The following is a 25,841-nucleotide window of genomic DNA, read 5'->3' as shown; positions in this document are numbered from 1 at the left end:
AGACACTATGCCGCGCGCAGGTTACCCAATGATGAGCAGCGATATCGACGCCGCGCTGAAGGCTGAGGCCGCGCGCCTCGGCTTTGCGGCGTGCGGGATCGCGCGCGCCGACGTTGCGCCACGCACCTCCGAGCGGCTCAACGCGTGGCTTGCCGAAGGCTGCCATGGCGACATGCTGTGGATGGAAAGCCGCGCCGAACAACGCGGCAGCCCGGCGGGGCTCTGGCCAGAGGTGCGCTCGGTGATCATGCTCGGGATGAGCTATGCGCCCGCGGCCGATCCGCTCCGGCTCGAGGGGGAGGGGAGCGTCGGCCGCATCTCCGCCTATGCGCAGGGGCAGGACTATCACGATATCGTCAAGAAGCTGCTCAAGCAGCTCGCGCGCTGGCTTGTCGATCGTGCGGGCGGCGAACTCAAGGTGTTCGTCGACACTGCGCCGGTGATGGAAAAGCCGCTGGCCGAGGCGGCGGGGATCGGCTGGCAGGGCAAGCACAGCAATCTGGTCAGCCGCGTCGATGGCAGCTGGCTCTTCCTCGGCGCGATCTACACGACGCTCGAGCTCGCCCCCGATGCGGCGGGACGCGATCGCTGCGGGTCGTGCGACGCGTGCCAGCGCGCCTGCCCCACCGATGCATTTCCCGCGCCCTATCGCGTCGATGCGCGGCGCTGCATTTCCTACCTTACCATAGAGCACAAGGGGCCGATCCCGCTCGAGTTCCGGGCCGCGCTGGGCAACCGCATCTATGGCTGCGACGATTGCCTAGCGGTCTGCCCGTGGAACAAGTTCGCGCGCACGGCTTCCGCGAATCTGGCTTTTTTACCGCGCGCCGAACTGGTCGCGCCAGCGCTCGCCGACCTGCTCGCGCTCGACGACGCGGCCTTCCGGCAGGTGTTTGCGGGATCGCCGATCAAGCGGATCGGGCGTGACCGCATGGTGCGCAACGCCGCGCTCGCCGCGGGCAACAGCGACGATCCAGCATTGCTCGACAGCCTTGTGGCGCTGCTCGACGATCCCGATCTCGCGGTGCGCGACGCCGCGCTCTGGGCGGCAGCACGGCTCGCGCCCGAGCGCTTCAACTATGAAGCTGGCGCTGCGGCTATTTGCGACTGAGCGCCGCGACGCAGCTCGTCTCGTCGAAATCCGCGCCGTCGGGACGGCGAGCATCGAGATGCGTCACCACTGGTTCCTGGCCCTTCTTCTTCGCGTAGAGATAGGTGTCGAGCACGCAGGAACCGCCCGCGAACTGCAGCCTGCGCGCGTTGAATTCGCGCACGTCCTGCACCGGCTGGCCGAACAGCATCGTGAGCGTGCGCGCATTCTGGCCGATCACCTGCTGCGGCCCCTGCGTCCCCGCAAAGGGCCTTGGCGCGGGCGCTGCGGGCTTGGGTGGGGGCGCCGCGACGCACCCGCCGAGCGCCAATGCGCCCGCGATGATCCATGCCCCAACCCTCATGCCCTTCTCCCGTGAAACAGATGCGTCGCCATCGCCGCGCCGAGGATCGGCGCGAACAGGTTGGCGACAGGAACCACGAACAGCCCTGTCACGACAAGCCCGAGCACGAAGCGCGACGCGCGCGTCATCCCGAGCCATTCCCGGATCGCCGCAACGGGGAGGTGCCGCAATCTCTCCCAGATCACGGCCCAGCAGCAGCGCATTGACCAGCGCGAACACCGAAACCGTGCCCACGCCCGTCACGAGCAGCACCAGATAGACGGGCAGCGCGATCAGGTTGAACAGCAGCGCCCGGCCTGCCGAGGCCAGACCCATCCGCGCCGTGCGGACGAGCCCCGGTGCCTTCGCGCTCGCCAGCGCCCCGGGATAGTGCCGGCGCTCGACCGCCTCGACCACCGCGTCGGCGAAGATTCCGATCACCGCGATCGCGACGACGCGGAACAGCAGCCAGCCCGCGATCAGCGCGACCATCACCGCCGCCGCCTCGGCCCAACCCGACCATTCGCCCCAGCCATAATGCACGGCAAGCGCGCCCGCCGCCCACCACAATGCCACGCCCAGCAGGGCGAACAGGGCGATCGTGATCGCGATGACCTTGGCGAACACCTTCAGGATCGCGGGGTCGAAAAGCTGGCCGAGCGAAAGCGTGAAGGCGCGGATCATGCGCGCGACCATGGCGGAGCGTGGCCGGACACGTCAATCGCGGTTGCGTCGGCCCTCGCCTCAGATTAGGGCGGCGCGCAATCTTCCCGACAGTTTCCAGCCAGGAGTGTTTCTTGAGCGATCCGCAGTACGACATCGTCGCGATCGGCAATGCCATCGTCGACGTCCTCGCCCAGGCCGATGACGCCTTCATCGCCGAAGAGGGCATGGCCAAGGGCACGATGCAGCTGCTCTTCTCGACCGAGGATGCCGAGGCACTCTACGCCAAGATGGGTGTCGGGCGCGAGATCAGCGGCGGCTCCGCGGCGAACACCGTCGCGGGCATCGCGGCGCTGGGCGGCAAGGCGGGTTTCATCGGCCAGGTCGCGGACGACCAGCTCGGCGCGGTCTTCGCGCACGATATCCGCGCGCAGGGCGTTGCCTTCACCACCGCGCCGCGTGAGCAGACCGAGCCCTCGACCGCGCGCTGCCTGATCCTCGTCACCCCCGACGGCCAGCGCACGATGAACACCTATCTCGGCGCCTCGCAGTTCCTGCCCGAATCGGCGCTCGATCGCGCGATGATCGAAAGCGGCGCGATCCTCTATCTCGAAGGCTATCTCTGGGATCCCGCGGAACCGCGCGCCGCGATGCGCGCCGCGATCGAGATCGCGCATGCGAGGGGGCGCAAGGTCGCCTTCACGCTGTCGGACACCTTCTGCATCTCGCGCCACCGCGACAGCTTCCGTGATCTGATCGCGCGCGGCGATGTCGACATTCTCTTTGCCAACGAGGCGGAGATCACGTCGCTGACCGAACTCGACGATTTCGAGGCGGCGGTCGCCGCGGTCGCGCCGCAGGTGCGCGTGCTGGTCGTGACGCGCAGCGAAAAGGGCGCGATAGCGGTCTGCGAGGGCCAGCGCTTCGAAGTGTCCGCCGAGCCGATCGAGCGGGTGGTCGACACCACCGGCGCGGGCGACCTGTTCGCGGCGGGGTTCCTGACGGGGCAGGCGCAGGGCCGCTCGGTCGAGGACAGCCTGCGCATGGGCGCGATCTGCGCGGCCGAGATCATCTCACACTATGGCGCACGTCCCGAAGTCGATCTCAAGGCACTGGTCGCGACCCGCCTCGGCTGACCGGCCGACAACGGCGCAAAAGAAAAGGGGAGGCGGTTGCCTCCCCTTTTTTTGTCCGGATGTCCGGCCCCTTTAGATTTCGGGGACGGGCGGCACCGGCTGCGGCGGCACGTCGCTGTCGGTCTCGTGTACTTCCACGACCCCGCGGCCGACATGGCTGCGCGAGCGGCTGTAAAGGAAATAGACGACCAAGCCGACCGCGGCCCAGCCGATGAACATCAGCTTGGTGTCGACCGAAAGGCTCCAGAACAGATAGACGCAGCCCGCGATCGAGATCGGCGCGATGATATTGACTGCAGGCGTGCGGAAGGGGCGCGCACGGTTCGCGTCGGTCCGCCTGAGCACCATCACCGCGATCGAGACCATGGCGAAGGCGAACAGCGTTCCCGAATTGGAGATATCCGCCAGCTTGCCCACCGGGAAGAAGGCGGCGAAGAGCGCGACGAACACACCCGTAATGATCGTGATCACGTGCGGCGTGTGGTAGCGCGTGTGCACCCTAGAGAAGAGCGCGGGGAGCAGGCCGTCGCGGCTCATCACGAAGAAGATGCGCGTCTGGCCGAACATCATCATCAGGATGACCGAAGGCAGTGCGATCGCAGCGGCGAGGCCGACAAGGTTGCCGATCTGCGTCCAGCCGATGTTGCGGAGCGTCCAGGCCAGCGCTTCCTTGGAGCAGACCACGGCATTGTCACCGAGCGCGGCACAGGCCTTGCTGAGCTCGAGGCTGCCCGCGGCATAGGCATTGCCCGCCGCGTCAGAGACGGGCTGCGCGCCGACGCTGCCGACTACGCCGGCGGCGACGAGGATGTAGAAGATGGTGCAGATGGCGAGCGAGCCGATCAGGCCGATCGGCATGTTGCGCTGCGGATTCTTGGTTTCTTCCGCCGCAGTCGAGACCGCGTCGAAGCCGACATAGGCGAAGAAGATCGAAGCCGCGGCGGCGGAGATGCCGGCCATGCCGAGCGGCGCGAAGGGCTCGAAATTCTCCATCTTCATGACGGGCAGAGCGAGCAGAACGAAGAGCGTCAGCGCGGTGATCTTGATCAGCACGAGGACTGCGTTGACCGTCGCGCTTTCCTTGGTGCCGATGACGAGCAGCCAGGTGACCAGACCTGCGATGAACATCGCGGGCAGGTTGATGATGCCGCCATCATAGGGCCCGAGCACGAGCGCATTGGGCACGTCTATGTGAAATGCATTCTCGATGATCCCGATCATATATCCGGACCATCCGACCGAAACCGCGCCCGCGGCAACCGCGTATTCGAGGATCAGAGCCCAGCCGACCATCCAGGCGAGCAGTTCGCCCATCACCGCATAGCTGTAGGTATAGGCCGATCCCGAAACCGGGACCATCGACGCCATTTCGGCGTAGCAGAGCGCTGCAACCGCGCAGACCACACCCGCGATGATGAAGCTGATCATCATGCCGGGGCCCGCCTTTTGCGCGGCCTCGGCAGTCAGGACGAAGATGCCTGTGCCGATGACGGCGCCGACGCCCAGCATGGTGAGTTGGAAGGCGCCGAGCGATCGATGGAGTGATTTTTTCTCGGCGGTGGCAAGAATGGCGTCTAGCGGCTTAACGCGCCCGAATATCATGCAGACAAGTCCCCTCGAAACCGGGCCGCCCCTGTTCAGCCCGCGGATTTTGAAGGCCGAGAGCGTAAAGGCAATTTTCGTGCGCGCAATAGCCGATGTTGGCTGCGGGACAGTTTATCTTGCCAGCATGGGGCCAAGCGGGCGGCCTGCAAAGATATGGACGTGGAGGTGCGGTACCTCCTGATGCGAGTTGAATCCGGTATTTGCCAGCAGGCGATATCCCGGCGCGACAAGTCCGTTCTCGCGCGCGATATGCCCCACCGCGCGGACGAATCCCGCGATTTCCGCGTCGGATCCGCGTGCCGAAAAATCGTCCCACGACACAAAGGCGCCCTTGGGAATCACCAATATGTGCGTCGGGGCCTGCGGATTGATGTCGTGAAAGGCATAGGCGTGGTCGTCCTCGTACACCGCCTTGCTCGGAATCTCGCCGCGGAGGATCTTCGCGAAGATATTCTGGTCGTCATAGGGCTGAGTGGCGTCAATCGGCATGGGGGATCCTCTCAATCCTTGGGACGGGCGGCCTTCTCGGCGATTCCCGAAACGCCCTCGCGCCGCTCGAGTTCGGCGAACACGTCGTCGAAGGACAGGTCGAGATCGGCGAGCAATATGCCGAGATGGAAGATGAGGTCGGCCGCCTCCGACGTCGTTGCCGCGCGATCGCCTGAAAGCGCGGCGATCACGGTTTCCACGGCCTCCTCGCCGAGCTTCTGCGCGATCTTGGGGCGGCCCTTCGCGGTGAGCTTCGCGACATAGGAAAGCGCCGGATCCCCCATCCGGCGCTCCCTGATCACCGCTTCGAGTTTTTGCAGCGTTTCGGCCATGGCCGCACATGGCGCGGCCCGGCCACAGGCGTCAAGCCGCTTCGTCGGGCTTCTTGCGGCGCCTGCGGCTACCATGGCGGCCGATCAGCAGGCCGGCGACGCCCATTGCGAACAGCGCGAAATCGGCGGGTTCGGGCACCTGCGTGCCGCCCGACGACGCGCTCGGCCCGTCCGATGAGCCCCCACTGGAGCTTCCCGAGGAGCCGCCGCCGCGCGAGCTCGAGCCATGGCCACCCCAGCCGGCATTGGCCGGTGCGGCGGCCGCAAGCGCGATCGCTGACGCTACGATTACAAGACGCATGATCGACATTGAACTACTCCCCCGAGCTCTCGCTTCGTGCTTGTCGGGGCAGCAAATCGCCTGCCAGTTCGCGGTGCGGCGCATGGGTGGCGGGGCCTGATGGTTAACGAACATCTGCCTGCGATGGTTAATGTAAAGCCGGTCGACATTAACCAATCGGCAAAATGCCGATATCGCTGCGGGTTAGCGACCGCGCACCGGGATGCCCGCAGCAGCCAGCGCGGCGTGCGCGTCGGCGATACTCGCCTCGCCGAAGTGGAAGATCGAGGCGGCGAGCACGGCGCTCGCATGCCCTTGTGTGATACCTTCGACCAGGTGCTGCAGCCTGCCCACGCCGCCGCTGGCGACCACGGGGATGCTCACCGCATCGGCAATGGTGCGTGTCAGCTCGAGATCATAGCCGTCACGCGTGCCGTCGCGGTCCATCGAGGTGACGAGCAGTTCGCCCGCACCGAGCTGGGCCAGCCGAATCGCGTGCTCGACCGCGTCGATTCCCGTTTCGCGCCGGCCGCCATGCGTGAAAATTTTCCAACGGCCTTCGCTCACGCGCCGGGCATCGACCGATCCGACGATGCACTGGCTGCCAAAGCGCTCGGCGATCTCGGCCACGACCTCGGGCCACGCCACCGCCGCGCTGTTGACCGCGACCTTGTCGGCGCCCGCCAGCAGCAGCGCGCGCGCGTCCTCGGGGCTGCGCACGCCACCGCCCACGGTCAGCGGCATGAAGCAGACCTCGGCGGTGCGGCGCACCATGTCGATCAGCGTGCCGCGACCTTCATGGCTCGCCGAGATATCCAGGAAGCAGAGTTCGTCGGCGCCGGCGGCGCCATAGGCACGCGCGGCTTCCACGGGATCCCCCGCATCGCGCAGGTCGACGAAGTTGACACCCTTGACGACACGCCCGTCCTTGACGTCGAGACAGGGAATGACCCGCGCGCGGACGGTCACAGCGCCGCCACCGCCAGCGCCGCGGCGAGATCGAGCCGGCCGTCATAGAGCGCGCGGCCGGTAATCACGCCCTCGATCCCGTCTCGGGCATGGATGGCGAGCATCCGGATATCGCCGATTCCGGCGACACCGCCGCTCGCGATGACCGGAATGCCGGTCGCGCGCGCGAGATCGACGGTAGCCTCGACATTGCAGCCCTTGAGCAGCCCGTCGCGGCCGACATCGGTGAAGAGCAGCGCGGCGACGCCCGCATCCTCGAAGCGCCGTGCCATGTCGGTGATCGAGACGTCGGAGACATCGGCCCAGCCCTGTGTCGCGACCATGCCATCACGCGCGTCGACCGCGACGACGATCCCGCCCGGGAAATCGCGCGCGGCCTCGCGCACGAGTTCCGGGTTCTGAAGCGCTGCGGTGCCGATCACCACCCGCGCGACGCCGAGATCGAACCAGCGCTCGATCGCCTCGCGGCTACGTATGCCGCCGCCGAGCTGGACATAGCCCGGGAAGGCCTCGACGATTGCCTTGACCGCCTCACCATTGACCGATCCGCCCGCAAAGGCACCGTCGAGATCGACGACGTGCAGATGCCCCGCGCCGGCCTCGGCGAAGCGCAGCGCCTGTGCCGCGGGATCATCGCCATAGACCGTCGCGCGCTCCATATCGCCCTCCGCGAGCCGGACGACCTGCCCGCCCTTGAGGTCGATGGCGGGGAAAACGATGAGGCTCATGGCCGCCACTCCAGGAAACGGGCAAGGAAATCGAGCCCGTAACGCTGGCTCTTTTCGGGATGGAACTGGACGCCGATCATCGCGTCACGCGCTACCGCGGCGGTGACGGGGCCGCCATGATCGCTGACCGCGGCGACATGCACGACGTCCGCAGCGTCGAAAACGAAGCTGTGCAGATAATAGGCCTCGCCTTCGGCGATGAGCGGGTGCGGCGTCGCGGGGGTCACGTCGTTCCAGCCCATATGCGGCACCTTGAGCGCGGCGCTGACGGGGCGCAGCAGCCGGACGGTGCCCGGGACCCAGCCCAAGCCTTCCTCACCGCCGAATTCCTCGCCGCGATCCGCCATCAGCTGCATGCCGACACAGATGCCTAGGAAAGGCTTGCCTCTCTTCAGCACTGCCTCATCGAGCGCGGCGCGCATGCCGGGAATGGCGTTGAGCGCCGAGGCGCAGGCGGCAAAGGCGCCGACACCGGGCAGTACGACGCGATCGGCCGCGAGCACCGCATCGGGATCGGCAGTAACCGAAACATCGGGCGCGCCCGCCGCCCGGAGCGCGTTATGGACCGAATGGAGATTGCCCGCGCCGTAATCGATCAGCGCGACCCGATCAGCCACCGCCCAGCGTCCCCTTCGTCGAAGGGATCGAATCGGCTTTGCGCGGGTCGATCTCGACCGCCTGGCGCAGCGCCCGCGCGAGCGCCTTGAAGCTGCTCTCGACGATATGGTGGTTATTACGCCCGTAAAGGCACTCGAGGTGGAGCGTGATCCCCGCCGATCCGGCGAAGCTGTGGAACCAGTGCTCGAACAGCTCGGTGTCCATCTCGCCAAGGCGCGGCTGGCTGAATTCGGCTTTCCAGACGAGGAAGGGACGCCCCGAAATGTCGATCGCGCAGCGCGTCAGCGTCTCGTCCATCGGGGCATAGGCGGTGCCGTAGCGCGTGATCCCGCGTCGGTCGCCCAGCGCTTGCGAAAGCGCCTCGCCGATGGCAATTCCGGCATCCTCGGTGGTGTGGTGCTGGTCGATGTGGAGGTCACCCGCCGCCTTGACGCGCAGGTCGATCAGCGAGTGGCGCGAAAGCTGCTCGAGCATGTGATCGAGAAAGCCGATTCCCGTCGAAATCTCGTAGAACCCGGTTCCGTCCAGGTTCAGAGCGACCTCGATCGAGGTCTCCTTGGTTTCGCGGCGAATGGTGGCGGTGCGCATGAACCGCCCCATAAGCGTGCTTTTCCGATGGCGCAATCTCTTGACCGGGCGCGCGCCAGCGTTCACCAAGGCGCCATGAGCGACGAGACGCCCGACAGCCTGATTCCCTATGACGAAATCGTCCAGGAGGCGCTGCGCGCCGTCGTGGGCCGTGTTCTGGGGGAGGTTGCGCATTCGGGCGGGCTGCCCGGCGACCATCATTTCTACATCACCTTCAAGACCGCGGCGCCCGGAGTCGAGATTCCCAAGCACCTGACTGAGCGTTTTCCCGACGAGATGACGATCGTCCTCCAGAACAAGTTCTGGGACCTGAAGGTGGGCGAGGAAGGGTTCGAGGTGGGCCTGAGCTTCAACCAGGTGCCCGCGAAACTCGCGATCCCCTTCGCGGCGGTGACGGGTTTCGTCGATCCCGCGGTCAATTTCGCGCTCCAGTTCCAGGCGCAGGGCGACGACAGTGAACCCGAGCCGCATGACGAGCCCGGAAACGACCGCCCGACCGCCGAGCCCATCGAGGACGGGTCGAACGTCGTCGCGGTCGATTTCAGCCGGAAGAAATAATCTCTTCACGTCATTCCAGCGAAAGCTGGAATCTCCCTGTCATCGGGCATAGATGCCAGCATTCGCTGGCATGACGGAGCAGAGCTATGGCCGAGACGCGCACCGAAACCGACAGCATCGGGCCGATAGAGGTTCCGGCCACCGCCTATTGGGGCGCGCAGACGCAGCGATCGATCGAGAATTTCCCGTTCGGCCCCGACGAGCGGATGCCGATCGGCATCGTCCATGCGCTCGCGCTGGTGAAGCAGGCCGCTGCACGCGTGAACCGCGGCCACGGGCTCGACGCCCGGATTGCCGACGCGATCGAGACCGCCGCCGCCGAGGTGGTCGCGGGCAAGCTCGACGATCAGTTCCCGCTCGTCATCTGGCAAACGGGTTCGGGCACCCAGTCCAACATGAACGTCAACGAGGTGATCGCGGGCCGCGCCAACGAGATCCTCACCGGCACGCGCGGCGGCAAGTCGCCGGTCCATCCCAATGACCACGTCAATATGGGCCAGTCGTCCAATGACAGCTTCCCGACCGCGCTCCACATCGCCGCCGCCCGCGCGGCCACCGACCGGCTGCTGCCCGCGCTCGAACGCCTTCGCGGCGCGCTCGAGGTCAAGGCTGCCGAATGGATCGACATCGTCAAGATCGGCCGGACGCATCTCCAGGACGCGACGCCGCTGACGCTGGGCCAGGAATTCTCGGGCTATGCCAATCAGCTCTATCGCTGCCGCAACCGCATCGAGCCCGCGGTCACCCACGGCATGTGCCAGCTCGCCCAGGGCGGTACCGCGGTGGGCACCGGGCTCAACGCGCCGAAAGGCTTCGACGTCGCGATCGCGGCCGAACTCGCGGCGCTGACGGGGTTGCCCTTCTTCACCGCGGAGAACAAGTTCGAGGCGCTGGCGTCGAACGATCCCATCGTCCACCTGTCGGGGACGCTCAACGTGCTCGCGGTGGCGCTCACCAAGATCGCGAATGACATCCGCCTGCTCGGCTCGGGGCCGCGTTCCGGCATCGGAGAGCTGGTGCTCCCCGCCAACGAGCCGGGCAGCTCGATCATGCCCGGCAAGGTCAACCCCACCCAGTGCGAGATGCTGACGATGGTCGCGGGCCAGGTGATCGGCAATCATCAGGCGATCACCGTGGGCGGGCTCCAGGGACACCTCGAACTCAACGTCTTCAAGCCGATGATCGGCGCCAATGTGCTGCGCTCGATCCACCTGCTCGCGGTGGGGATGGAGAGTTTCGCCGAGCGCACCGTCGACGGGCTCGAACCCGATCGCCGGCGGATCGCCGAGCTGGTCGATCGCTCGCTGATGCTCGTCACCGCGCTGGCGCCCGAGATTGGCTATGACAATGCCGCGAAGATCGCCAAGCACGCACACGAGCACGGGCTGACGCTCAAGGAAGCGGGGCTGGCGCTGGGGCTGGTCGATGCCGAAACTTTTGATCGCGTCGTGCGCCCGGAAACGATGCTCGGGCGTTGAGCGTCTGGAAACAGGAGAAAAAAGATGATCGGCAAGCTGATCGGCGCGCTGGTGGGCGGTGAGATCGAGCGGCGCGAAGGCGGGCGCGGGCTGAAGGGTGCCTTGCTCGGCGCTGCGGCCGCAGGTGGGATGCGGCGGCTCGGGCCGCTGGGACTCGCGCTCGGCGGCGCCTATGTCGCGAAGAAGATGCTGGACCGCCACCGCGCGCGCTGAACGCGAGGTGCGGGTTTTCCCCGATTGACGGCGCTCGCCCGACGACACCTGTTTCGTTTCGCTGTGATCGACCAGCCGGAGGACGCGTGATGAAGCATATCCCTGTAGTCGCCCTGACCCTCGTGCTGGGCCTTGGCGCGTGCAGCAAGCAGCCTGCCCCGGATGCCAACGTCGCCGCGGCGAACGAAGTCGCTGCGACCAATGCGGCGGAAGCTGGCGCGGCCAATGCGGTTAACGCAGCCAACGCCGCCAATGCCGCAACCCCCGTTGACGTTAGCAGCTGGGCCGCGCTCGATGCGGCGGTGGGCAAATATCCCGGTGACCTGAAGCTGTGGGATAACAGCGTGCTCGTCGCGCCGATGAAGGCGCTCCTGAAGGACGATTACGACGATTTCGTCGAGCGCGTACAGGTGTCAGGCCCGCTGAGCAAGGAAGGCGGTGTGTTCTTCGTGACGGGCAACAAGCCGCATGAGGGCGGATCGGATGCCGCCTATATGCTCGCCGATCCTGCAACGCAGCGGCTCGAGGTCGGCATCTGGGACGACGGCAAGCTCAAGGCCTTCAACAGCCCCGGCGCGCTGCTGACGCGCCCCAAGGATGTGCGCACGATGATCGACAACATGCGGAGCGCGTCCAAAACGAGCTGACCGGCGTCAGCCGCATCCGGCCCCTTCCATCCGGCAAGGGCTCTCCGCCCCCGTCTCGATCTGCAGCGTGACGTGGTGGATGCGGAACTTCTGCTCGAGCCGCGCGCGCACATCCTCGAGGAAAGCGTCGCCCGGATGGCCTGCGGGCATGATCAGATGTGCGGTCAGCGCGATCTCGGTGGTGCTCATCGGCCAGATGTGCAGATCGTGCACCTTCCTGACACCCGGCGAGATCAGCAGTTCCACCTCGACCTTGTCGCGATCGATATTGCTCGGCACGCCCGCCAGCGACATCGCGACCGAATCGTCGAGCAGCCCCCATGTGCTCCAGAAGATCACCGCCGCGATGAGCAGGCTGACCAGCGGGTCGATCCACGGCGCCCCCGTCCAGAGGATCAGCAGCCCCGCGATCACCACGCCCGCCGATACGCCCGCATCCGCCGCCATGTGCACATAGGCGCCGCGGATGTTGAGGTCATGGTCGCGCCCGCGCATGAAGAGCATCGCGGTACCGGCGTTGATCGCGATGCCGATCAGCGCGACGATGATCACGGTGCCGCCGTGGACGGACTGGGGATTGGCGAAGCGCTGCACCGCCTCGAGCGCGATCGCGCCGATCGCGACGAGCAGGAACAGCGCGTTGACCATCGCGGCAAGGATGGTCGAGCCCCTCAGGCCATAGGTGAAGCGCCGGCTCGGCGGCCTCTTGGCGAGCGTCGCGCCGCCCCAGGCGATCACGAGCCCGAGCACGTCCGACAGATTGTGCCCGGCATCCGCCAGCAGCGCCATCGAGCCCGTCACGAATCCCGCACCCGCCTCGACGAACACGAACAGCAGGTTGAGCGTGATTCCGATCGCGAAGGCCCGACCGAAATCTGCGGGAGCGTGGCCGTGCCCATGGCCATGATCATGCGCGTGATCATGGTGCTGGTCGTGCAGATGATGCGCCTGGTTATGTGCCATGATTGCCAGAGCTTAGCGTCATCGGACCGGGATATGCTAGCACATGGTCATCAGGCGACTACGGGCTCGAGGATGCGGATCGTGCCCGCGTCCGCATCCATCTCGGCGAGCGCTCCCACGGGAATGCTGAACTGGTTGGGGATGTGCCCGATCAGCGCGCCTTCGAATGCGGGCACGCCCAGCGGTTCGAGATGCTGCTTCAGCACCTCGGAGAGCGTGAAGCCGCTCAGCGAGGGCCCCGAGGCGCGACAACTGGTGCACTGGCCGAACACGACGCCCGCGACGCGGCCCAACACCCCCGCCAGCGTGAGCTGGGTCAGCATGCGATCGATGCGGTACTGCGCCTCGTCGACATCCTCGAGGAAGAGGATCGCACCGTCGAAATCGGGCAGATAGGGCGTCCCCATCAGCGCGCTCAGCACCGTCAGATTGCCGCCGATCAGGCGACCGGTCGCCTTGCCGGGGCGGAAGGTGCGCGTTTGCCCGATGCGCTGGGCGAGGCGGTCCTCGGTTCCGACGGGCGTCGTATAGACCGGCGTCTCGCCCGCGAAGACCAGGCTGTGAAACGCGTCCCAGGAAATCTTGCCCCAGGAACTTGCGGCATTGGGACCGTGGATCGTCGTGAAGCCCGCGCGCGCGGCAAAGGCAAGGTGCAGCGCGGTGATGTCGCTGAAGCCGATCAGCAGTTTGGGACTGGCGCGGATCAGGTCGAAGTCGAGATGGGGTAGGAGGCGCGCGCATCCCCAGCCGCCGCGCACCGCAAACACCGCGCGGACGCCCTTGTCAGCGTACATCGCGTTGATGTCCGCGGCGCGCGCCTTGTCCTCGCCCGCGAGATAGCCGTAGCGCTCCGCCAAGTGCTTGCCGGGCTTTGGCACCAGCCCCATCGCCCTGATGGTTTCGATGACGAGCGCGAGGTCGAATTCGTCGTCGGTGAAGCCCGCGGGCTCGACCAGCCCGACCGTGTCTCCGGGGCGCAGCCGCGGTGGTTTGCGCAGGGGCTGCGCGGGGACGGCGGCGGATGGCAGTGCGAGCGCGGCCGCGGCGGCACCCAGACCCTGAATGGCGGTTCGTCTGTCAAGCATTCGCAAGGACATAAACGACTGCAATCGCCCGTTGCAATTGTGGCCGTTCGGCGCGACATCGCAGGCCGATGACCGGCAGCGATATCCAGGATCTTCTCGTCACCACATTGACCCGCGAGGGCGGCAACCGCCGCCGCTGGCGCAGCGTGGTGGGAAGTGTGCGCGTCTACAGCCTTGCGACGCACCCGCATTGCAACTGGTCGGTCACGCCCACGGGCAACCCGGCCGAGATCGCGCGCGTTGAACAGGTGCTCGATACGCTGAGAGCAAGTGACCCGATCGTCAGTGCGGGATAGGGCGCATCGTTCAGCCGCCCTGCCAGGCCTTGATCGCGTCGATCGGCCAGACCAGCATCACGACATTGAGCGTGAGGTTGTCGCGCACGGCCCAGAGCGCGAGCAGCTCGAAGCCGATCGCGACGGCGACCGTCACCCACACCGGCGCGCGCCTTGCAAAGGCAAAGCCGAGCGCCATCCATGCGACATCGGCGACCGAGTTCATCACGCTGTCGCCGGTATAGCCCAATGCGATCGTCGCCTCGCGATAGCGGTCGATGATGATCGGCGAATTTTCGAGCACTTCCCACGCCGCCTCGATCGCGACCGCGACGATCAGCCTTTCGCCCGGCGGCCTCGACCGCAGCACCAGCCAGCCCAGCGCGTAGAAGAGGAAGCCGTGGATGATGTGGCTGGGCGTATACCAGTCGGCGATGTGCTGGCTGTTCCCGGAATCGAGTGCACCGTGCCACAATTCGACATAGCCGCAGGTGCAGATGGGCGAACGTCCCGCCCAGAGCAGCGCGCTCGCCATGACGCCAAGGATCAGCGCCACGACCAGCCAGTCGCGCGGCCGGATATCGGCGATCGAGGGGCGGCGGCTCATGCGCGCGCCTCGACCATTTTCTGGAGTTTGAGCACGGTGTTCCAGTTGCGGCCCGTGACGGGCGACCCTGCGGCCCTGTCGATAATGCCCGGGGTGAGCTTCGATCGCGCAACGCCGCTGTCGCCATAGTCGATCCACAACGCGCCGGCCGCCTCGACAACGCGTTCGCCCGCCACCGCGCGTTCGCGCAGCGCTTCGGCTGCCCCGGGCCTGAGCGGATCGCGCGACAGCCCGAGATGGACCATCTTGGGCAATGCCTTCGGATCGTCGGCAAATGGATTGGCGTTGCAATAGGACGCCCAGTCGCTGGCCGCGCGCACGATCAGGTCGACGGGAAAGCCGAAGCGCTCGGCGATCGCCTTTTCCAGCGTGGCGGCGACCTTGGCGGCGCCGCCCTTTGCATCGATCAGAAGATTGCCGCTCGCGATATAGGTTTCGGGGCGCTCATAGCCCAGCTCGACGCAGAGCTTGCGCAGCTCGGCCATGGGCAGCTGTCGCTTCCCGACATTGATCGCCCGCAGCAGCACGACGAACTCGGTCATGCCCATCTCCCCCCGATTGACGCGGCCCGCTTCGCACGGCACTAGCGGGCATGGCCGATCCTATCCATTCCGATCCGCACGGTTTCAAGCGCCGCGGTGTACTTTTTGTCCTTTCCTCGCCTTCGGGCGCCGGCAAGTCGACCATCGCGCGCAAGCTGCTCGCCTCCGACGACACGCTCGCCATGTCGGTCTCCGCCACCACGCGCCCGATGCGCCCCGGCGAACAGGACGGCGTCGACTATCATTTCGTCGATCTGCCCGAATTCAAGCGCATGGTCGCCGATCACGAGTTCCTCGAATGGGCGCATGTGTTCGACCATCGCTACGGTACGCCCAAGGGGCAGGTCGACGCAATCCTGGCCTCGGGCCGCGACGTGCTGTTCGACATCGACTGGCAGGGCGCGCAGCAGCTCTACCAACTCGCGGGCGGAGATGTCGTGCGCGTCTTCATCCTGCCGCCCTCGATGGAAGAGCTCGAGAAGCGGCTGCGCGGGCGCCAGACCGATTCGAACGAGGTGATCGAACGTCGCATGGCACGCGCAGCGAGCGAGATCGCCCACTGGGACGGCTATGACTATGTGCTCGTCAATGACGACGCCGAGAGCTGCTTCGGGAAGGTCAAGACGATCCTCGAGGCCGAGCGGCTCAAGCGCAGCCGCCAGACCGGGCTGATCGGTTTCATCCGCAAACTGCAGAACTGAGGCGCCTGCGGGCGACGCGCCCCGCTTTTGCTTGCAAGATGATGGCTTTGGACTAGGCTCGCCCTGCCAGAACAGGGAGGGATGCCATGCCCCGAATGCTGATCGGCGCGCTTGCCGCCGCGGTCGCCATGTTCATCACCGGCTTCATCTTCTTCGCGTCGCCGCTGAGTCTGGTCGCCTTTCGCACCGTCGACGATGCACGCAGCGCCGCGGTGCAGGCGTCGCTCGCACAGAATCTGCCCGACACGGGCACCTATGTGATCCCCAATCCCGGAACGCGCGACGGCACCGTGCTCTATGGCAAGGGGCCGGTGGCGACCGTCCATTACAATGCGCAGGGTTTTCCCGTCGCGAGCATGGCCGCGATTGTGTGGGGCTTCCTTCATGAACTGATCGCCGCGCTCATCATGGGGTTCGCGCTGCTCGGCATATCGGGGCGCGTCACCGACTTCGCCTCGCGCGCGCGGCTGGTCGTTCTCTTCGCGGTTGCTGGCGCTGCGCTGATCCATCTCGGAACCCCCATCTGGATGCACGTCGACTGGACCTGGGCGATCTACAGTTTCATCGGAGACGGCGCGATGCTGATCGTCGGCGGGCTCGTCATCGCGCGCTGGTTCCTTCCCAAAATCCAACAGGTCTGAACTCCATGCTCAACATCATTTCGTTGCTGATCGGCGCGGTCGCGCTCGTGCTCGCGATACTCGCCTTCATCCCGCTGCTTGGCTGGGCCAACTGGTTCATCATCCCGCTCGCGGTGATCGGGCTCGCGATCGGCGTGCTGTCCAGGCGCACCGCGGGGCGCAACCTCAACATCGTGGTGATCGTGATCGCGGTCATCCGCCTGATGCTCGGCGGCGGGATCTTCTGACGCCGCCTCAGCGGCAGGCGCGCCAGCCCCAGGCACCGCGATCGGCCTGATCGAGATGCAGATGGTCGGCGTGCGCGGCGTTGTAGTCGGGTGACAACACCGTCGCGAATACCTTGCACGCGCCATTGCGCGCGGCGCGGAGGAAGCGTGCCTTTGGCCCCTCGCCCTGCCAGTCGCGCCGCACCTCGATCCGCGTTCCGTCGGCAAGGCTGAAGGCGGCGATGTCGAGCGCGTTGGCGCTGGAATGCTCGCTCCACGGCCCGTCCTCGCGCCCGTACATCCGCCGACAATTATAGCTTCCGAGATGCTCGATCGCTTCGATGCGCTGGCCGAAGATACGCCGCGCCTCTGGCTGGAGCACATGCCATTCCCAGAGCGCCAGCCCCGCCGCCACGGGGCAGGAAATCGCGGGGCTGCGCGGCAGGAAGAGGATGGTGCGCGCGCCGCCGCCGGGGCGCAGCGCATCGTCCACACGGCATTGGCCGCCCGGATCAATCACGGGCATGTCGCCATATTCGATCCCCGCATGACGCAGCAGCACACGGCATTGGCGCGGCTCGTCACCCAGCGCGGCGATCTTGCGGCCGGTGAAGCTGCCGACCGGCGCGGACAGGTCGAGCGCGGTCCAGGGCAGATCCTCGGGGCGGGGCCGTGACAATGCCCAGAGAAGTCCCGCCAGCGCGAGGCAGGACAGCAGCACGGCCGGCCATCGCCACGATCGCGATGCGCGCCGTCGTCGCTTCCGCGCCATCAGCTGCGGCGCACCTCGGTCATGGGTTGAAAGGTCACCGGATAGCCCAGGCCTTCGGGAATGCAGAGCATCCTGGTCCCGTCGCGCTCCTCGATCCAGGGCTGGATCAGCCGGACGGGGGTCGTCGCGGCATGCGCGCGCGCGGCCTCGAAGTCCCCGAACTGCGCGAGCCTTTCAAGATTGCGCCGCGTCGGGAAGATGATCCGCGCCTCGCCGCGATCGGCCATGTCGAGCACCGTCTGCGCTCCTGCCCAGAACAGCCGGACATTCTCGGTCGCATCGACGCGCGCCTCGGGCGCGGCTTCGGGGAGGCGGGCGACATAGAAGCGCGTGTCGAAATTGCGCGTTTCGTGGAAATTGGGGCACCACCGCGCAAAGGGCACCAGCATGTCGAGATCGATCCGCCAGCCGCCCTCGCGCAGCGCCTGCGCGAAGTCGCCGCCGGCATGGATGGTCGCGCGGAGCGCGTCGGTGGCGGCGGCATCGGGCATGGGATCGAGCCCGACCGCAAGGCCGCTTTCCTCGATCGTTTCGCGGATGGCCGCGACGCGTGCCGCGGCATCGTCGGGCTCGATTGCCGCGGTACTGGCGACCAGCGCACCATCGGCCGCGATCTCATGATCGCCGGGATCGATCCTGCCCCCCGGAAACACCAGCGCGCCTCCCGCGAAAGTCATTTGTTCGGCGCGCTCCACGATCAGCAGCTCGGGTGCTGCCTCCCCGGTTTCGCGGAACAGTACGAGCGTAGCGGCGGGAATGGGGGAAGCGGCGGTCATTCCCCAGAGCTAGTGACATGATTGCGCATTGGGAAGGGGCGTGGCAGTTTCGCGGACAATGGGCGTGGTCGAGCTTCTGGGCGTCGCCGCCAGCGTGAGCCTGCTTTCGGGCTGGCGCCTCTATCTCTGTGTTTTCGCGACGGGGCTCGCGATGCGCACGGGCTGGGTCGATCTGCCCCAGCACCTTTCGGGCTTCGCGGTGCTCGCCAATTCCTGGGTGCTCGGCATTGCGGGTGTGGGGCTGGTCGCCGAATTCTTCGCGGACAAGGTGATGTGGCTCGATTCGATCTGGGACAGCGTCCACACGCTGATCCGGCCCGTGGGGGGCGCGCTGCTTGCCATGGCGATCGTCGATGCGCAGGACCCCGCCTGGCAGATCGTCAGCTTCCTGCTCGGCGGCGGCGCGGCGCTGCTGACCCACGGCGCCAAGGCGGGGACGCGCGCGGTGGTCAATGCGAGCCCGGAGCCCGTCAGCAATATCGCGGTGTCGTCGGGTGAAGACGTCGCGACGACGGGGCTGCTCTATCTTGCGCTGACCAACCCGGTCGCGGCGGTGATCATCGCGGTGATCCTCGCGGCGGGCGCGGTGGTCGCGCTGATCATGCTCCGGCGACTGCTGAAGCGCGTCTTCGGCGATTCTGGCGCGCGCGTCTGACCCGTTCGTGATCCGAAGAGGAAAAAGGGGCTGGTGGAGCTGAGGGGAATCGAACCCCTGACCTCTGCAGTGCGATTGCAGCGCTCTCCCATCTGAGCTACAGCCCCGCCCCGGCCCGCGCGATACCGCGCGGAGGCTCCCCATAGCGATACTGCCACCGCGATGCAACGGTTTCGCGCGACTCTTTTGCCTGGCTTGGCCGCGCGATCAGTTTCTGGTTAAAACCGATTCCGATGGAGTCGCGATCGGGCGACCCGACACAGCAATGGAGAGAGACATGGCCCGCGCCTGGCACCTGAAATCGCGCCCCACCGGAATGCCGACGCTCGACAATTTCGAGCTGAAGGACCTGCCCGCGGCGCCGCTCGGCGATGGGCAGATCCGTGTGCGCAACCTGTGGCTTTCGGTCGACCCCTATATGCGCGGCCGGATGAATGACGTGAAAAGCTATGTCCCGCCGTTCCAGCTCGACCAGCCGATGCAGGGCGGCGCGGTCGGCGAGGTGGTCGAGAGCAACAATCCGGGCTTTGCGATCGGCGACAAGGTGATGCACATGGCGGGCTGGCGCGACGAGGCGGTGATCGGCGCCGAAGCTATGCCGCAGAAGTTGCCCGATCTCGGCGTGCCGCTGCAGACCTGGCTCGGCAATCTCGGGCTTACTGGCGCCACCGCCTATTTCGGGTTGCTCAAGGTCGCCGAGGCCAAGGAAGGCGATGTGGTGTTCGTCTCGGCAGCGGCGGGCGCGGTGGGCTCGGCGGTGGTCCAGATCGCGAAGAACAAGGGCATGACCGTGATCGGCTCGGCGGGCGGTGCGGATAAATGCGCCTGGGTCAAGGAACTCGGGGCCGATGCCTGTATCGACTACAAGGCGGGGCCCGTGCTGCCCCAACTCGTCAAGGCCGCGCAGGAGGTGGGCAATGGCGGGATCGATGTCTATTTCGACAATGTCGGCGGTGAGCATCTCGATGCCGCCTTCGCGCTGGCACGCGAATGGGCGCGCTTCGCGATCTGCGGTATGATCGACGTCTACAATGACGGCAAGCCGCAGGAGATGAAGTTCATTATCCGCACCATCCCCGCGCGCATCCGCATGCAGGGCTTCATCTTCACCGACTATATACAGCATATGGGCGAGTTCCATCAGGAGATGGGCGGCTGGGTCGCCGCGGGCAAGATGCAGGCGCGCGAGACGGTGCACGAGGGGCTGGACGCGATGCCCGAGGCCTTCTTCGGCCTCTTCTCGGGCGCGAACACCGGCAAGATGCTGGTGAAGGTTTAACGCCAGCTTTGGGACGGCGTGCCAGCGCAAGCTGGAATCTCGGTCCCTGGCCATGAAACAGGCGTCATCCCGGACTTGATCCGGGATCCATGAACACGGGCTTTCGAAGTTTTCCTGCGGAGTCCGCGTTCAGGGATGCTGAAGCAAGTGCAGCACGACGTGGCGGCGGTTGCACGATCCTGTCCGCGTTGGCGGCAGCGGTGGAACTCACCCCCCGAAGGTATCGCACTGTGCGGGATCGCCGGTGTCGAGCCCGCGCCTGAGCCATGTCATGCGCTGCGCGGCACTGCCATGGGTGAAGCTTTCGGGCACGGGACGCTGGCCCGCAGCCTTTTGCAGCGTATCGTCGCCGATCGCCTGCGCTGCGTTCAGCCCTTCCTCGATATCGCCGGGTTCGAGCAGGTTGACGTCGTTTGCGGCCCAGACGCCCGCATAGCAATCGGCCTGCAATTCCATCGCCACCTGAAGCTGGTTACCCTCGGCGCGGCTCGCACGAGACTGCGCCTGGCGGACCTGATCGGCGGTACCGTCGATAGTCTGGATATGGTGCCCCACCTCATGCGCGATCACATAGGCCAGCGGGAAGTCGCCCGGCGCGTTGAACTTCCGTTCGAGCTCCTGGAAGAAGGTGGTGTCGATATAGATTTTCCTGTCGGCAGGGCAGTAGAAGGGCCCCATCGCCGATTGCGCCGCGCCGCATCCCGACATGCCGCTCTGGTCGTAGAAGACCATGGTTGGCGCGGGATAGCGCTGGCCGTGCTTCGCGAAAATTTCGGTCCAGCGCTTCTCGGTGGAGCCTAACACCTTTGCGGAGACACTCTGTATCGGCGTGAGCCTGTCGGTCGTGCCGGGCACGCTCGGCGCGGTCTGCTCGGTGGGGGCAAGCCCACCCGTCCCTTCGATCAACTGCGTCGGATCTATCTTGAAGACGAACATCGCGATCAAAAGGATGACGATGGTGCCGCAGCCGATCTTGCCGCCGCCGAGCCTCAGCCCGCCGCCGGGCATCCCGAAGCCGCCGGAGCGACCCTGGATTTCGATATTTTTGCTTTCTTCTTCGTCGTCGAGCCGCATCGCGTCGCTCCGGCCTGTTCGCCCAAGTGATGGCGCAAATCCGACCAAGCGGCAACGGAACGATTTAACTGGGGTGCGCATTCTGATACTGCACTGCACAATCATGGCCCGATCCGATCCACATCCCCGCAAGGCGAAGAACGCCCCGCTGCCGCTACCCGACCAGGTGGCGCTCGTGCTGCAAGGCGGCGGCGCGCTCGGCAGCTATCAGGCCGGCGTCTACGAGTCGCTCGCCGAAACGGGCATCGAGATCGACTGGGTGGCAGGCATTTCGATCGGCGCGGTCAACGCGGCGCTGATCGCGGGCAATCCCGCCGAGCGTCGCGTCGAACGGCTGCGCGCCTTCTGGAGCACCGTCACCTCGACGCTGCCGAGCTTTCCCGTCTGGCACAATGATCAGGTCCGCGAGTTCCTCCACGAATGGTCGGCCGGCTTCGTCGCGACCTTCGGCGTTCCGGGTTTCTTCGCCCCGCGCCCGGTCCCGCCGATGTTCGCTATTCCCGGCACGTGCGAGGCGACGAGCTTCTACGACAGCGCGATGCTCAGGGGTACGCTCGACGAGCTGGTCGACTGGGATCTGCTCAACGACGGGCCGGTGCGCTTCTCGGTCGGTGCGGTCGAGGTCGAAAGTGGCAATTTCCACTATTTCGACAATCGCTCCGAACGTATCGACGCGCGCCATGTCATGGCGTCGGGCGCGCTGCCGCCGGGGCTGCCCCCGGTCGAGATCGACGGCAAATGGTGGTGGGACGGCGGGCTCGTCTCCAACACGCCGCTCGCGCACGTGCTCAGTCATCAGGATGCCGACATGCTCGTCTTCCAGGTGGACCTCTTCTCCTCGGTCGACGAGCGCCCGCGCACGCTCATGGACGTGATGGCGCGCGAGAAGGAAATCCGCTTCTCCAGCCGCACGCGGCAGGTATCGGACCAGCTGATGAAGATCCGCAGGGAGCGCGAGGTGATCCGAGCGGTGCTCGAAAAGCTGTCGGGCGACCTGCTCGACGATCCCGATGTGCAGAAGCTCGCCGCGCTGTCGCGCGAGCATGCGGTCAATCTCGTCCACCTGATCTATCGCGCCAATGCCTGGGAGGGCGGGGCGCGCGACTATGAATTCTCGGCGCGCACGATGGAGGAGCACTGGTGCGCCGGCCGCGAGGCAGTGTGCGGCTCGATCTCCAAGTGCGGACTGCTCGCCACCAACATCATCGACGGCAAGACCGCGGCATTCGACCTCACTCCCCGCTGAAGAAAGGCGTACCTCATGTTCCTCAAGGGCAAGACCGCGATCGTCACCGGCTCAACTTCGGGCATCGGCCTCGCCTATGCCAAGGCGCTCGCCACCGAGGGCGCCAGCGTGATGATCAACGGCTTCGGCGATGCCGCCGAGATCGAGAAGGAACGCGCGGGACTCGAAGCGAAGAGCGGCGCAAAGGCGCTCTATTCGACGGCGGACATGACCGATGGCGCAGCAATCGGCGCGATGGTCCAGCAGTGCCAGGACGAGCTCGGCGGGCCCGACATCATCATCAACAATGCGGGGATCCAGCACGTTGCGGCGGTCGAGGATTTCCCGGTCGACAAGTGGAACGCGATCATCGCGATCAACCTGTCCTCGGCCTTCCACATGATGCACCACGCCGTGCCCTTCATGAAGGAAAAGGGCTGGGGCCGGATCATCTCCACCGCCTCCGCGCACTCGCTCGTCGCGAGCCCCAACAAATCGGCCTATGTTGCGGCCAAGCACGGCATCGCCGGGCTTACCAAGACCGTGGCGCTCGAGGTCGCGACGCACGGCATCACCGTCAACGCGATCAGCCCGGGCTATGTCTGGACGCCGCTCGTCGAGAAGCAGATTCCCGACACCATGAAGACGCGCGGGCTGACGCGTGAGCAGGTGATCAACGACGTGCTGCTCTCGGCACAGCCGACCAAGGAGTTCGTCACCGCCGAGCAGGTCGCGGCGCTGGCGCTCTTCCTGTGCCGCGACGAGGCCGCGGGAATCACCGGCGCCAATCTCTCGGCCGACGGGGGCTGGACCGCGCAATAGCGCTTTCAAAGCCAAAAGCTCCTGCTATCCTCGCCGACCACACGAACAGAATGGTCGCACATGGGTCGGGGTTTGAGGGTTTTGTTGCTGGCATTGCCGCTCGTCGGCTGTGCGGGGGGAAGCGAGACATCGCCGGCCTCCATCGCACTGTCGGCACCCGCTGCAGCCAACTGGCGCACCGTCGCCACGCCCGACGATCGCAGGCGCATCAACCAGTGGCGGACCGCCTTTGTCGAGGCGCTCGGGCAGGCCCGCACCGGGGGCCACGCCGCCGAAATCACGGCCGAAGGCCCGCTGCTCGAGCCCGATGCCGCGCTTGCGGGCACGCGCATTCCCGCGGGCAATTATCGCTGCCGTGTCATCAAGCTGGGGGCCGCGTCCGCCGGGATGGGGACGTTCACGACCTATCCCGCCTTCGCCTGCCGCGTCGAGAATGAGGGCGAGGTCGCAAGCTTTGCCAAGATGAGCGGGTCGCAGCGCCCCGTCGGGCTGATCTTCGACAATGACTCGCAGCGCCAGATCTTCCTCGGCACGATGATGCTCGGCGATGAACGGCGCGCGATCGATTATGGCCGCGATGCCGATCGCGACATGGCGGGCGCAATCGAACGGATCGGCCCCGCGCGTTGGCGGATGATCCTGCCCTATCCGCGCTTCGAATCGGTGATGGACGTGATCGAGCTCGTCCCCGTTTCCGCCGCCTGAATGATCCGGACGAGCTGTCCTACACGCGCACGATCGGTCATATGATTGCCGATGGCTCGCTCTCCCGATCCCGGCGCAATGCTCACAAGTGATCGATTCACTCGATCAATGGGCGCGCGACGAGACGGTTTTCCGCGCGCACTAACGGTATGAACTTTGTCGCCATGATCGCTTGAATCGATTATTGAGGCAGCGTCGCTGCACCGCGCCGTGACTGTTGCACCCCTCACGCCTCTCGCCCGAAAGGAAAGCCACTGATGCGCCGTCTGTTGTTTGCCATGCCGCTGCTCCTTGCTACGCCCGCCGCCGCCGCCGCCGAGCCGGTGCGCGACGCGGTGACCGCCGACATGGCGTCGCTGATGACGATCTATCGCGATCTTCACGCCAATCCCGAGCTGAGCTTCGAGGAGGTCAAGACCGCCGCCAAGCTCGCCGCCGAATTCCGGAAGCTCGGCTTCCAGGTGACCGAGAAGGTCGGCAGGACGGGTGTCGTCGCGGTGATGAAGAACGGCACGGGGCCCGTGCTCGCGCTGCGCGCGGACATGGACGGCCTGCCCGTGCCCGAGCAGACCGGGCTGCCCTTTGCGAGCAAGGCCACGGGCAAGACGCGCGAGGGGCTGGCGACGCCGATCATGCACGCGTGCGGGCACGACACGCACATGACCGCGCTGATCGGCACCGCGCGCCGGATGGCGGCGATGAAGGACCAGTGGTCGGGCACGCTCGTGCTTTATGCCCAGCCCGCCGAGGAGATCGGATCGGGCGCCGCCGCGATGCTCGCCGACGGGCTCTATACGCGCTTTCCCAAACCCCAGACGGTGATCGGCTTCCACGATGCGGCGAGCATTCCCGCGGGCGTGATCGGAATTCGCTCGGGCTATGCGCTCGCCAATGTCGATTCGGTCGATGTCGTCGTGAAGGGGGTGGGCGGGCACGGCGCCTATCCGCAGACGACCAAGGATCCGATCGTGCTCGCGTCGCGCATCGTTACCGCGCTGCAGACGCTCGTCGCGCGTGAGCTCGATCCGCAGGATTCGGCGGTGGTCACCGTGGGCAGCTTCCAGGCGGGTGCCAAGCACAACATCATCCCCGACGAGGCGCGGCTGCTCTTGACCGTGCGCAGCTATTCGCCCGAGACGCGCAAGCTGCTGCTCGACGGAATCGCGCGCATCGCCAAGGGCGAGGCGATCGCGGCAGGCATGCCCGAGGACCGCATGCCGCAAGTGACCGTGAAGGACGAGTTCACCCCCGCCACCTTCAACACCGAACCGCTCACCGGCACGATCAAGACGCTCTTCGCGGAGCGCTTCGGCGCCGGGCGCGTGATCGACACCCCCGCGGTGATGGGGGGCGAGGATTTCAGCCGCTATTATCTGGCGGACAAGTCGATTCAGAGCCTGATCTTCTGGGTCGGCGGCGTCCCCAAGGCACAATGGGACAAGGCGGGCGGCGATACGGCGAAACTGCCGTCGCTCCATTCGCCGTTCTGGGCGCCCGACGCCGACGCGGTGATCTCGACCGCGACCGAGGCAATGACCGCCGCGGCGCTGAAGACGCTCAGCAAATAGCGCGCGACGTTTCGGCGGGGTTGGACTGGCAGTGCCGCGAATCCGAGGACGCGCCATCGTCCGGCTCGGTCGCCACGACCGGCTGGCGGGCAAGCAGCAGCATGGCTGCGACGGCGGACAAACGACCCAAACCCAAAAGTAGCCCCGGGGCTGGTTGCGACCTCTTGCGGGCGTTTGTTACGCTCCCCGCATCCGCATCCAACATCGT

32 protein-coding genes and 1 tRNA gene are annotated in these 25,841 nt (G+C 66.3%); 16 read left to right on the top strand and 17 right to left on the bottom strand.

Annotated features, from left to right (window positions below; genetic code table 11):
- Window positions 1-28 precede the first annotated feature (28 nt).
- Window positions 29-1,111: a tRNA epoxyqueuosine(34) reductase QueG gene (gene queG, locus AC3WJD_RS11985; protein WP_492746870.1), complete on the top strand. Its 1,083-nt coding sequence runs from the start codon at window positions 29-31 to the stop codon at window positions 1,109-1,111.
- Here the strand turns inward: queG and AC3WJD_RS11980 are convergent.
- Window positions 1,098-2,117 (bottom strand): EI24 domain-containing protein, encoded by a 1,020-nt coding sequence (locus tag AC3WJD_RS11980; protein WP_492746869.1) that lies wholly within the window; start codon window positions 2,115-2,117, stop codon window positions 1,098-1,100. The genes queG and AC3WJD_RS11980 overlap by 14 nt on opposite strands.
- A gap of 113 nt (window positions 2,118-2,230) precedes the next feature.
- Between AC3WJD_RS11980 and AC3WJD_RS11975 the strand changes: the two genes are divergently transcribed.
- Entirely contained in the window at window positions 2,231-3,232 is a 1,002-nt protein-coding gene (locus tag AC3WJD_RS11975; protein WP_492746868.1) for an adenosine kinase, read from the top strand.
- 72 nt (window positions 3,233-3,304) lie between these two features.
- Here AC3WJD_RS11975 and AC3WJD_RS11970 read toward each other — a convergent pair whose 3' ends face one another.
- The 8 genes from AC3WJD_RS11970 to hisB form a co-directional block, all read right to left on the bottom strand.
- On the bottom strand, window positions 3,305-4,834 hold the full coding sequence (locus AC3WJD_RS11970; RefSeq protein WP_492746867.1) for an amino acid permease: 1,530 nt from the start codon (window positions 4,832-4,834) through the stop codon (window positions 3,305-3,307).
- A 114-nt stretch (window positions 4,835-4,948) separates the two neighbouring features.
- Window positions 4,949-5,326: a histidine triad nucleotide-binding protein gene (locus tag AC3WJD_RS11965; RefSeq protein WP_492746866.1), complete on the bottom strand. Its 378-nt coding sequence runs from the start codon at window positions 5,324-5,326 to the stop codon at window positions 4,949-4,951.
- Window positions 5,327-5,337: 11 nt separating this feature from the next.
- A complete protein-coding gene (locus tag AC3WJD_RS11960) occupies window positions 5,338-5,658 on the bottom strand; it encodes a phosphoribosyl-ATP diphosphatase (protein WP_492746865.1) in 321 nt (106 codons plus the stop codon).
- Between the two features lie 31 nt (window positions 5,659-5,689).
- Window positions 5,690-5,968 (bottom strand): PEP-CTERM sorting domain-containing protein, encoded by a 279-nt coding sequence (locus AC3WJD_RS11955; protein ID WP_492746864.1) that lies wholly within the window; start codon window positions 5,966-5,968, stop codon window positions 5,690-5,692.
- 174 nt (window positions 5,969-6,142) lie between these two features.
- Entirely contained in the window at window positions 6,143-6,907 is a 765-nt protein-coding gene (gene hisF / locus AC3WJD_RS11950) for an imidazole glycerol phosphate synthase subunit HisF (RefSeq protein WP_492746863.1), read from the bottom strand.
- Window positions 6,904-7,635: a 1-(5-phosphoribosyl)-5-[(5-phosphoribosylamino)methylideneamino]imidazole-4-carboxamide isomerase gene (gene hisA, locus AC3WJD_RS11945; RefSeq protein WP_492746862.1), complete on the bottom strand. Its 732-nt coding sequence runs from the start codon at window positions 7,633-7,635 to the stop codon at window positions 6,904-6,906. The genes hisF and hisA overlap by 4 nt, the downstream gene beginning before the upstream one ends.
- Window positions 7,632-8,252: an imidazole glycerol phosphate synthase subunit HisH gene (gene hisH / locus AC3WJD_RS11940; protein ID WP_492746861.1), complete on the bottom strand. Its 621-nt coding sequence runs from the start codon at window positions 8,250-8,252 to the stop codon at window positions 7,632-7,634. Before hisH ends, hisA begins: the two co-directional genes overlap by 4 nt.
- Window positions 8,245-8,841, bottom strand: a complete 597-nt coding sequence (gene hisB / locus AC3WJD_RS11935; RefSeq protein ID WP_492746860.1) for an imidazoleglycerol-phosphate dehydratase HisB — start codon at window positions 8,839-8,841, stop codon at window positions 8,245-8,247. Before hisB ends, hisH begins: the two co-directional genes overlap by 8 nt.
- A 75-nt stretch (window positions 8,842-8,916) precedes the next feature.
- Between hisB and AC3WJD_RS11930 the strand changes: the two genes are divergently transcribed.
- From AC3WJD_RS11930 to AC3WJD_RS11915, 4 genes are all read left to right on the top strand, one after another.
- Window positions 8,917-9,399, top strand: coding sequence for an SspB family protein (locus AC3WJD_RS11930; protein WP_492746859.1), 483 nt, complete (start codon window positions 8,917-8,919; stop codon window positions 9,397-9,399).
- An 86-nt stretch (window positions 9,400-9,485) separates the two neighbouring features.
- Window positions 9,486-10,877 (top strand): class II fumarate hydratase, encoded by a 1,392-nt coding sequence (gene fumC / locus AC3WJD_RS11925; protein ID WP_492746858.1) that lies wholly within the window; start codon window positions 9,486-9,488, stop codon window positions 10,875-10,877.
- Window positions 10,878-10,901: 24 nt separating this feature from the next.
- Complete coding sequence (locus tag AC3WJD_RS11920; protein WP_492746857.1) at window positions 10,902-11,090, top strand: hypothetical protein; 189 nt, start codon at window positions 10,902-10,904, stop codon at window positions 11,088-11,090.
- An 89-nt stretch (window positions 11,091-11,179) separates the two neighbouring features.
- Window positions 11,180-11,737: an Ivy family c-type lysozyme inhibitor gene (locus AC3WJD_RS11915; RefSeq protein WP_492746856.1), complete on the top strand. Its 558-nt coding sequence runs from the start codon at window positions 11,180-11,182 to the stop codon at window positions 11,735-11,737.
- Window positions 11,738-11,743: 6 nt separating this feature from the next.
- Here AC3WJD_RS11915 and AC3WJD_RS11910 read toward each other — a convergent pair whose 3' ends face one another.
- On the bottom strand, window positions 11,744-12,700 hold the full coding sequence (locus tag AC3WJD_RS11910) for a cation diffusion facilitator family transporter (protein ID WP_492746855.1): 957 nt from the start codon (window positions 12,698-12,700) through the stop codon (window positions 11,744-11,746).
- A 50-nt stretch (window positions 12,701-12,750) separates the two neighbouring features.
- The gene (locus AC3WJD_RS11905) at window positions 12,751-13,785 is read right to left on the bottom strand and encodes a S66 peptidase family protein (RefSeq protein ID WP_492746854.1); all 1,035 of its coding nucleotides are present in this window, start codon (window positions 13,783-13,785) and stop codon (window positions 12,751-12,753) included.
- A gap of 68 nt (window positions 13,786-13,853) precedes the next feature.
- Here AC3WJD_RS11905 and AC3WJD_RS11900 point away from each other — a divergent pair, with 68 nt between their 5' ends.
- On the top strand, window positions 13,854-14,081 hold the full coding sequence (locus AC3WJD_RS11900; RefSeq protein ID WP_492746853.1) for a hypothetical protein: 228 nt from the start codon (window positions 13,854-13,856) through the stop codon (window positions 14,079-14,081).
- A 10-nt stretch (window positions 14,082-14,091) separates the two neighbouring features.
- On the opposite strand, the gene AC3WJD_RS11895 is transcribed toward AC3WJD_RS11900, so the two are convergent.
- Together AC3WJD_RS11895 and AC3WJD_RS11890 are read right to left on the bottom strand one after the other, a co-directional pair.
- A complete protein-coding gene (locus AC3WJD_RS11895; RefSeq protein WP_492746852.1) occupies window positions 14,092-14,667 on the bottom strand; it encodes a DUF2585 domain-containing protein in 576 nt (191 codons plus the stop codon).
- The gene (locus AC3WJD_RS11890; RefSeq protein WP_492746851.1) at window positions 14,664-15,209 is read right to left on the bottom strand and encodes a DUF1697 domain-containing protein; all 546 of its coding nucleotides are present in this window, start codon (window positions 15,207-15,209) and stop codon (window positions 14,664-14,666) included. The genes AC3WJD_RS11895 and AC3WJD_RS11890 overlap by 4 nt, the downstream gene beginning before the upstream one ends.
- A 50-nt stretch (window positions 15,210-15,259) precedes the next feature.
- Between AC3WJD_RS11890 and gmk the strand changes: the two genes are divergently transcribed.
- The 3 genes from gmk (at window position 15,260) to AC3WJD_RS11875 (ending at window position 16,778) form a co-directional block, all read left to right on the top strand.
- Window positions 15,260-15,910, top strand: a complete 651-nt coding sequence (gmk, locus tag AC3WJD_RS11885) for a guanylate kinase (RefSeq protein ID WP_492746850.1) — start codon at window positions 15,260-15,262, stop codon at window positions 15,908-15,910.
- A gap of 86 nt (window positions 15,911-15,996) precedes the next feature.
- Window positions 15,997-16,551: a hypothetical protein gene (locus tag AC3WJD_RS11880; RefSeq protein WP_492746849.1), complete on the top strand. Its 555-nt coding sequence runs from the start codon at window positions 15,997-15,999 to the stop codon at window positions 16,549-16,551.
- A 5-nt stretch (window positions 16,552-16,556) separates the two neighbouring features.
- The gene (locus AC3WJD_RS11875; RefSeq protein ID WP_492746848.1) at window positions 16,557-16,778 is read left to right on the top strand and encodes a hypothetical protein; all 222 of its coding nucleotides are present in this window, start codon (window positions 16,557-16,559) and stop codon (window positions 16,776-16,778) included.
- A gap of 7 nt (window positions 16,779-16,785) precedes the next feature.
- Here AC3WJD_RS11875 and AC3WJD_RS11870 read toward each other — a convergent pair whose 3' ends face one another.
- Both AC3WJD_RS11870 and AC3WJD_RS11865 read right to left on the bottom strand, forming a co-directional pair.
- Window positions 16,786-17,529 (bottom strand): extensin-like domain-containing protein, encoded by a 744-nt coding sequence (locus tag AC3WJD_RS11870; protein ID WP_492746847.1) that lies wholly within the window; start codon window positions 17,527-17,529, stop codon window positions 16,786-16,788.
- Window positions 17,529-18,305, bottom strand: a complete 777-nt coding sequence (locus tag AC3WJD_RS11865) for an NUDIX hydrolase (RefSeq protein WP_492746846.1) — start codon at window positions 18,303-18,305, stop codon at window positions 17,529-17,531. The genes AC3WJD_RS11870 and AC3WJD_RS11865 overlap by 1 nt, the downstream gene beginning before the upstream one ends.
- A 58-nt stretch (window positions 18,306-18,363) precedes the next feature.
- On the opposite strand from AC3WJD_RS11865, the gene AC3WJD_RS11860 reads away from it, so the two are divergent.
- Window positions 18,364-18,960 (top strand): DUF4126 domain-containing protein, encoded by a 597-nt coding sequence (locus tag AC3WJD_RS11860; RefSeq protein WP_492746883.1) that lies wholly within the window; start codon window positions 18,364-18,366, stop codon window positions 18,958-18,960.
- A gap of 31 nt (window positions 18,961-18,991) precedes the next feature.
- Here AC3WJD_RS11860 and AC3WJD_RS11855 read toward each other — a convergent pair.
- Window positions 18,992-19,067: transfer RNA gene (locus AC3WJD_RS11855), tRNA-Ala, on the bottom strand.
- A 170-nt stretch (window positions 19,068-19,237) separates the two neighbouring features.
- Between AC3WJD_RS11855 and AC3WJD_RS11850 the strand changes: the two genes are divergently transcribed.
- Complete coding sequence (locus tag AC3WJD_RS11850) at window positions 19,238-20,239, top strand: NADP-dependent oxidoreductase (protein WP_492746845.1); 1,002 nt, start codon at window positions 19,238-19,240, stop codon at window positions 20,237-20,239.
- Between the two features lie 207 nt (window positions 20,240-20,446).
- Here the strand turns inward: AC3WJD_RS11850 and ypfJ are convergent, their stop codons facing one another.
- Window positions 20,447-21,313 (bottom strand): KPN_02809 family neutral zinc metallopeptidase, encoded by an 867-nt coding sequence (gene ypfJ, locus AC3WJD_RS11845; RefSeq protein ID WP_492746844.1) that lies wholly within the window; start codon window positions 21,311-21,313, stop codon window positions 20,447-20,449.
- Window positions 21,314-21,416: 103 nt separating this feature from the next.
- Between ypfJ and AC3WJD_RS11840 the strand changes: the two genes are divergently transcribed.
- The 4 genes from AC3WJD_RS11840 (at window position 21,417) to AC3WJD_RS11825 (ending at window position 25,633) form a co-directional block, all read left to right on the top strand.
- Window positions 21,417-22,559 carry a patatin-like phospholipase family protein gene (locus AC3WJD_RS11840; RefSeq protein ID WP_492746843.1) on the top strand — a complete coding sequence of 381 codons (1,143 nt, stop codon included), beginning with the start codon at window positions 21,417-21,419 and terminating at the stop codon, window positions 22,557-22,559.
- Window positions 22,560-22,574: 15 nt separating this feature from the next.
- Window positions 22,575-23,360 (top strand): 3-hydroxybutyrate dehydrogenase, encoded by a 786-nt coding sequence (locus AC3WJD_RS11835; RefSeq protein WP_492746842.1) that lies wholly within the window; start codon window positions 22,575-22,577, stop codon window positions 23,358-23,360.
- An 84-nt stretch (window positions 23,361-23,444) separates the two neighbouring features.
- The gene (locus AC3WJD_RS11830; protein WP_492746841.1) at window positions 23,445-24,065 is read left to right on the top strand and encodes a DUF4893 domain-containing protein; all 621 of its coding nucleotides are present in this window, start codon (window positions 23,445-23,447) and stop codon (window positions 24,063-24,065) included.
- 257 nt (window positions 24,066-24,322) lie between these two features.
- Window positions 24,323-25,633: an amidohydrolase gene (locus tag AC3WJD_RS11825; protein ID WP_492746840.1), complete on the top strand. Its 1,311-nt coding sequence runs from the start codon at window positions 24,323-24,325 to the stop codon at window positions 25,631-25,633.
- The last annotated feature ends 208 nt before the right edge of the window (window positions 25,634-25,841 follow it).

The sequence above is a fragment of the Sphingobium sp. FW306-1B-F04DB genome, assembly GCF_058781925.1.
This window is presented reverse-complemented; position numbering and strand designations above follow the sequence as displayed.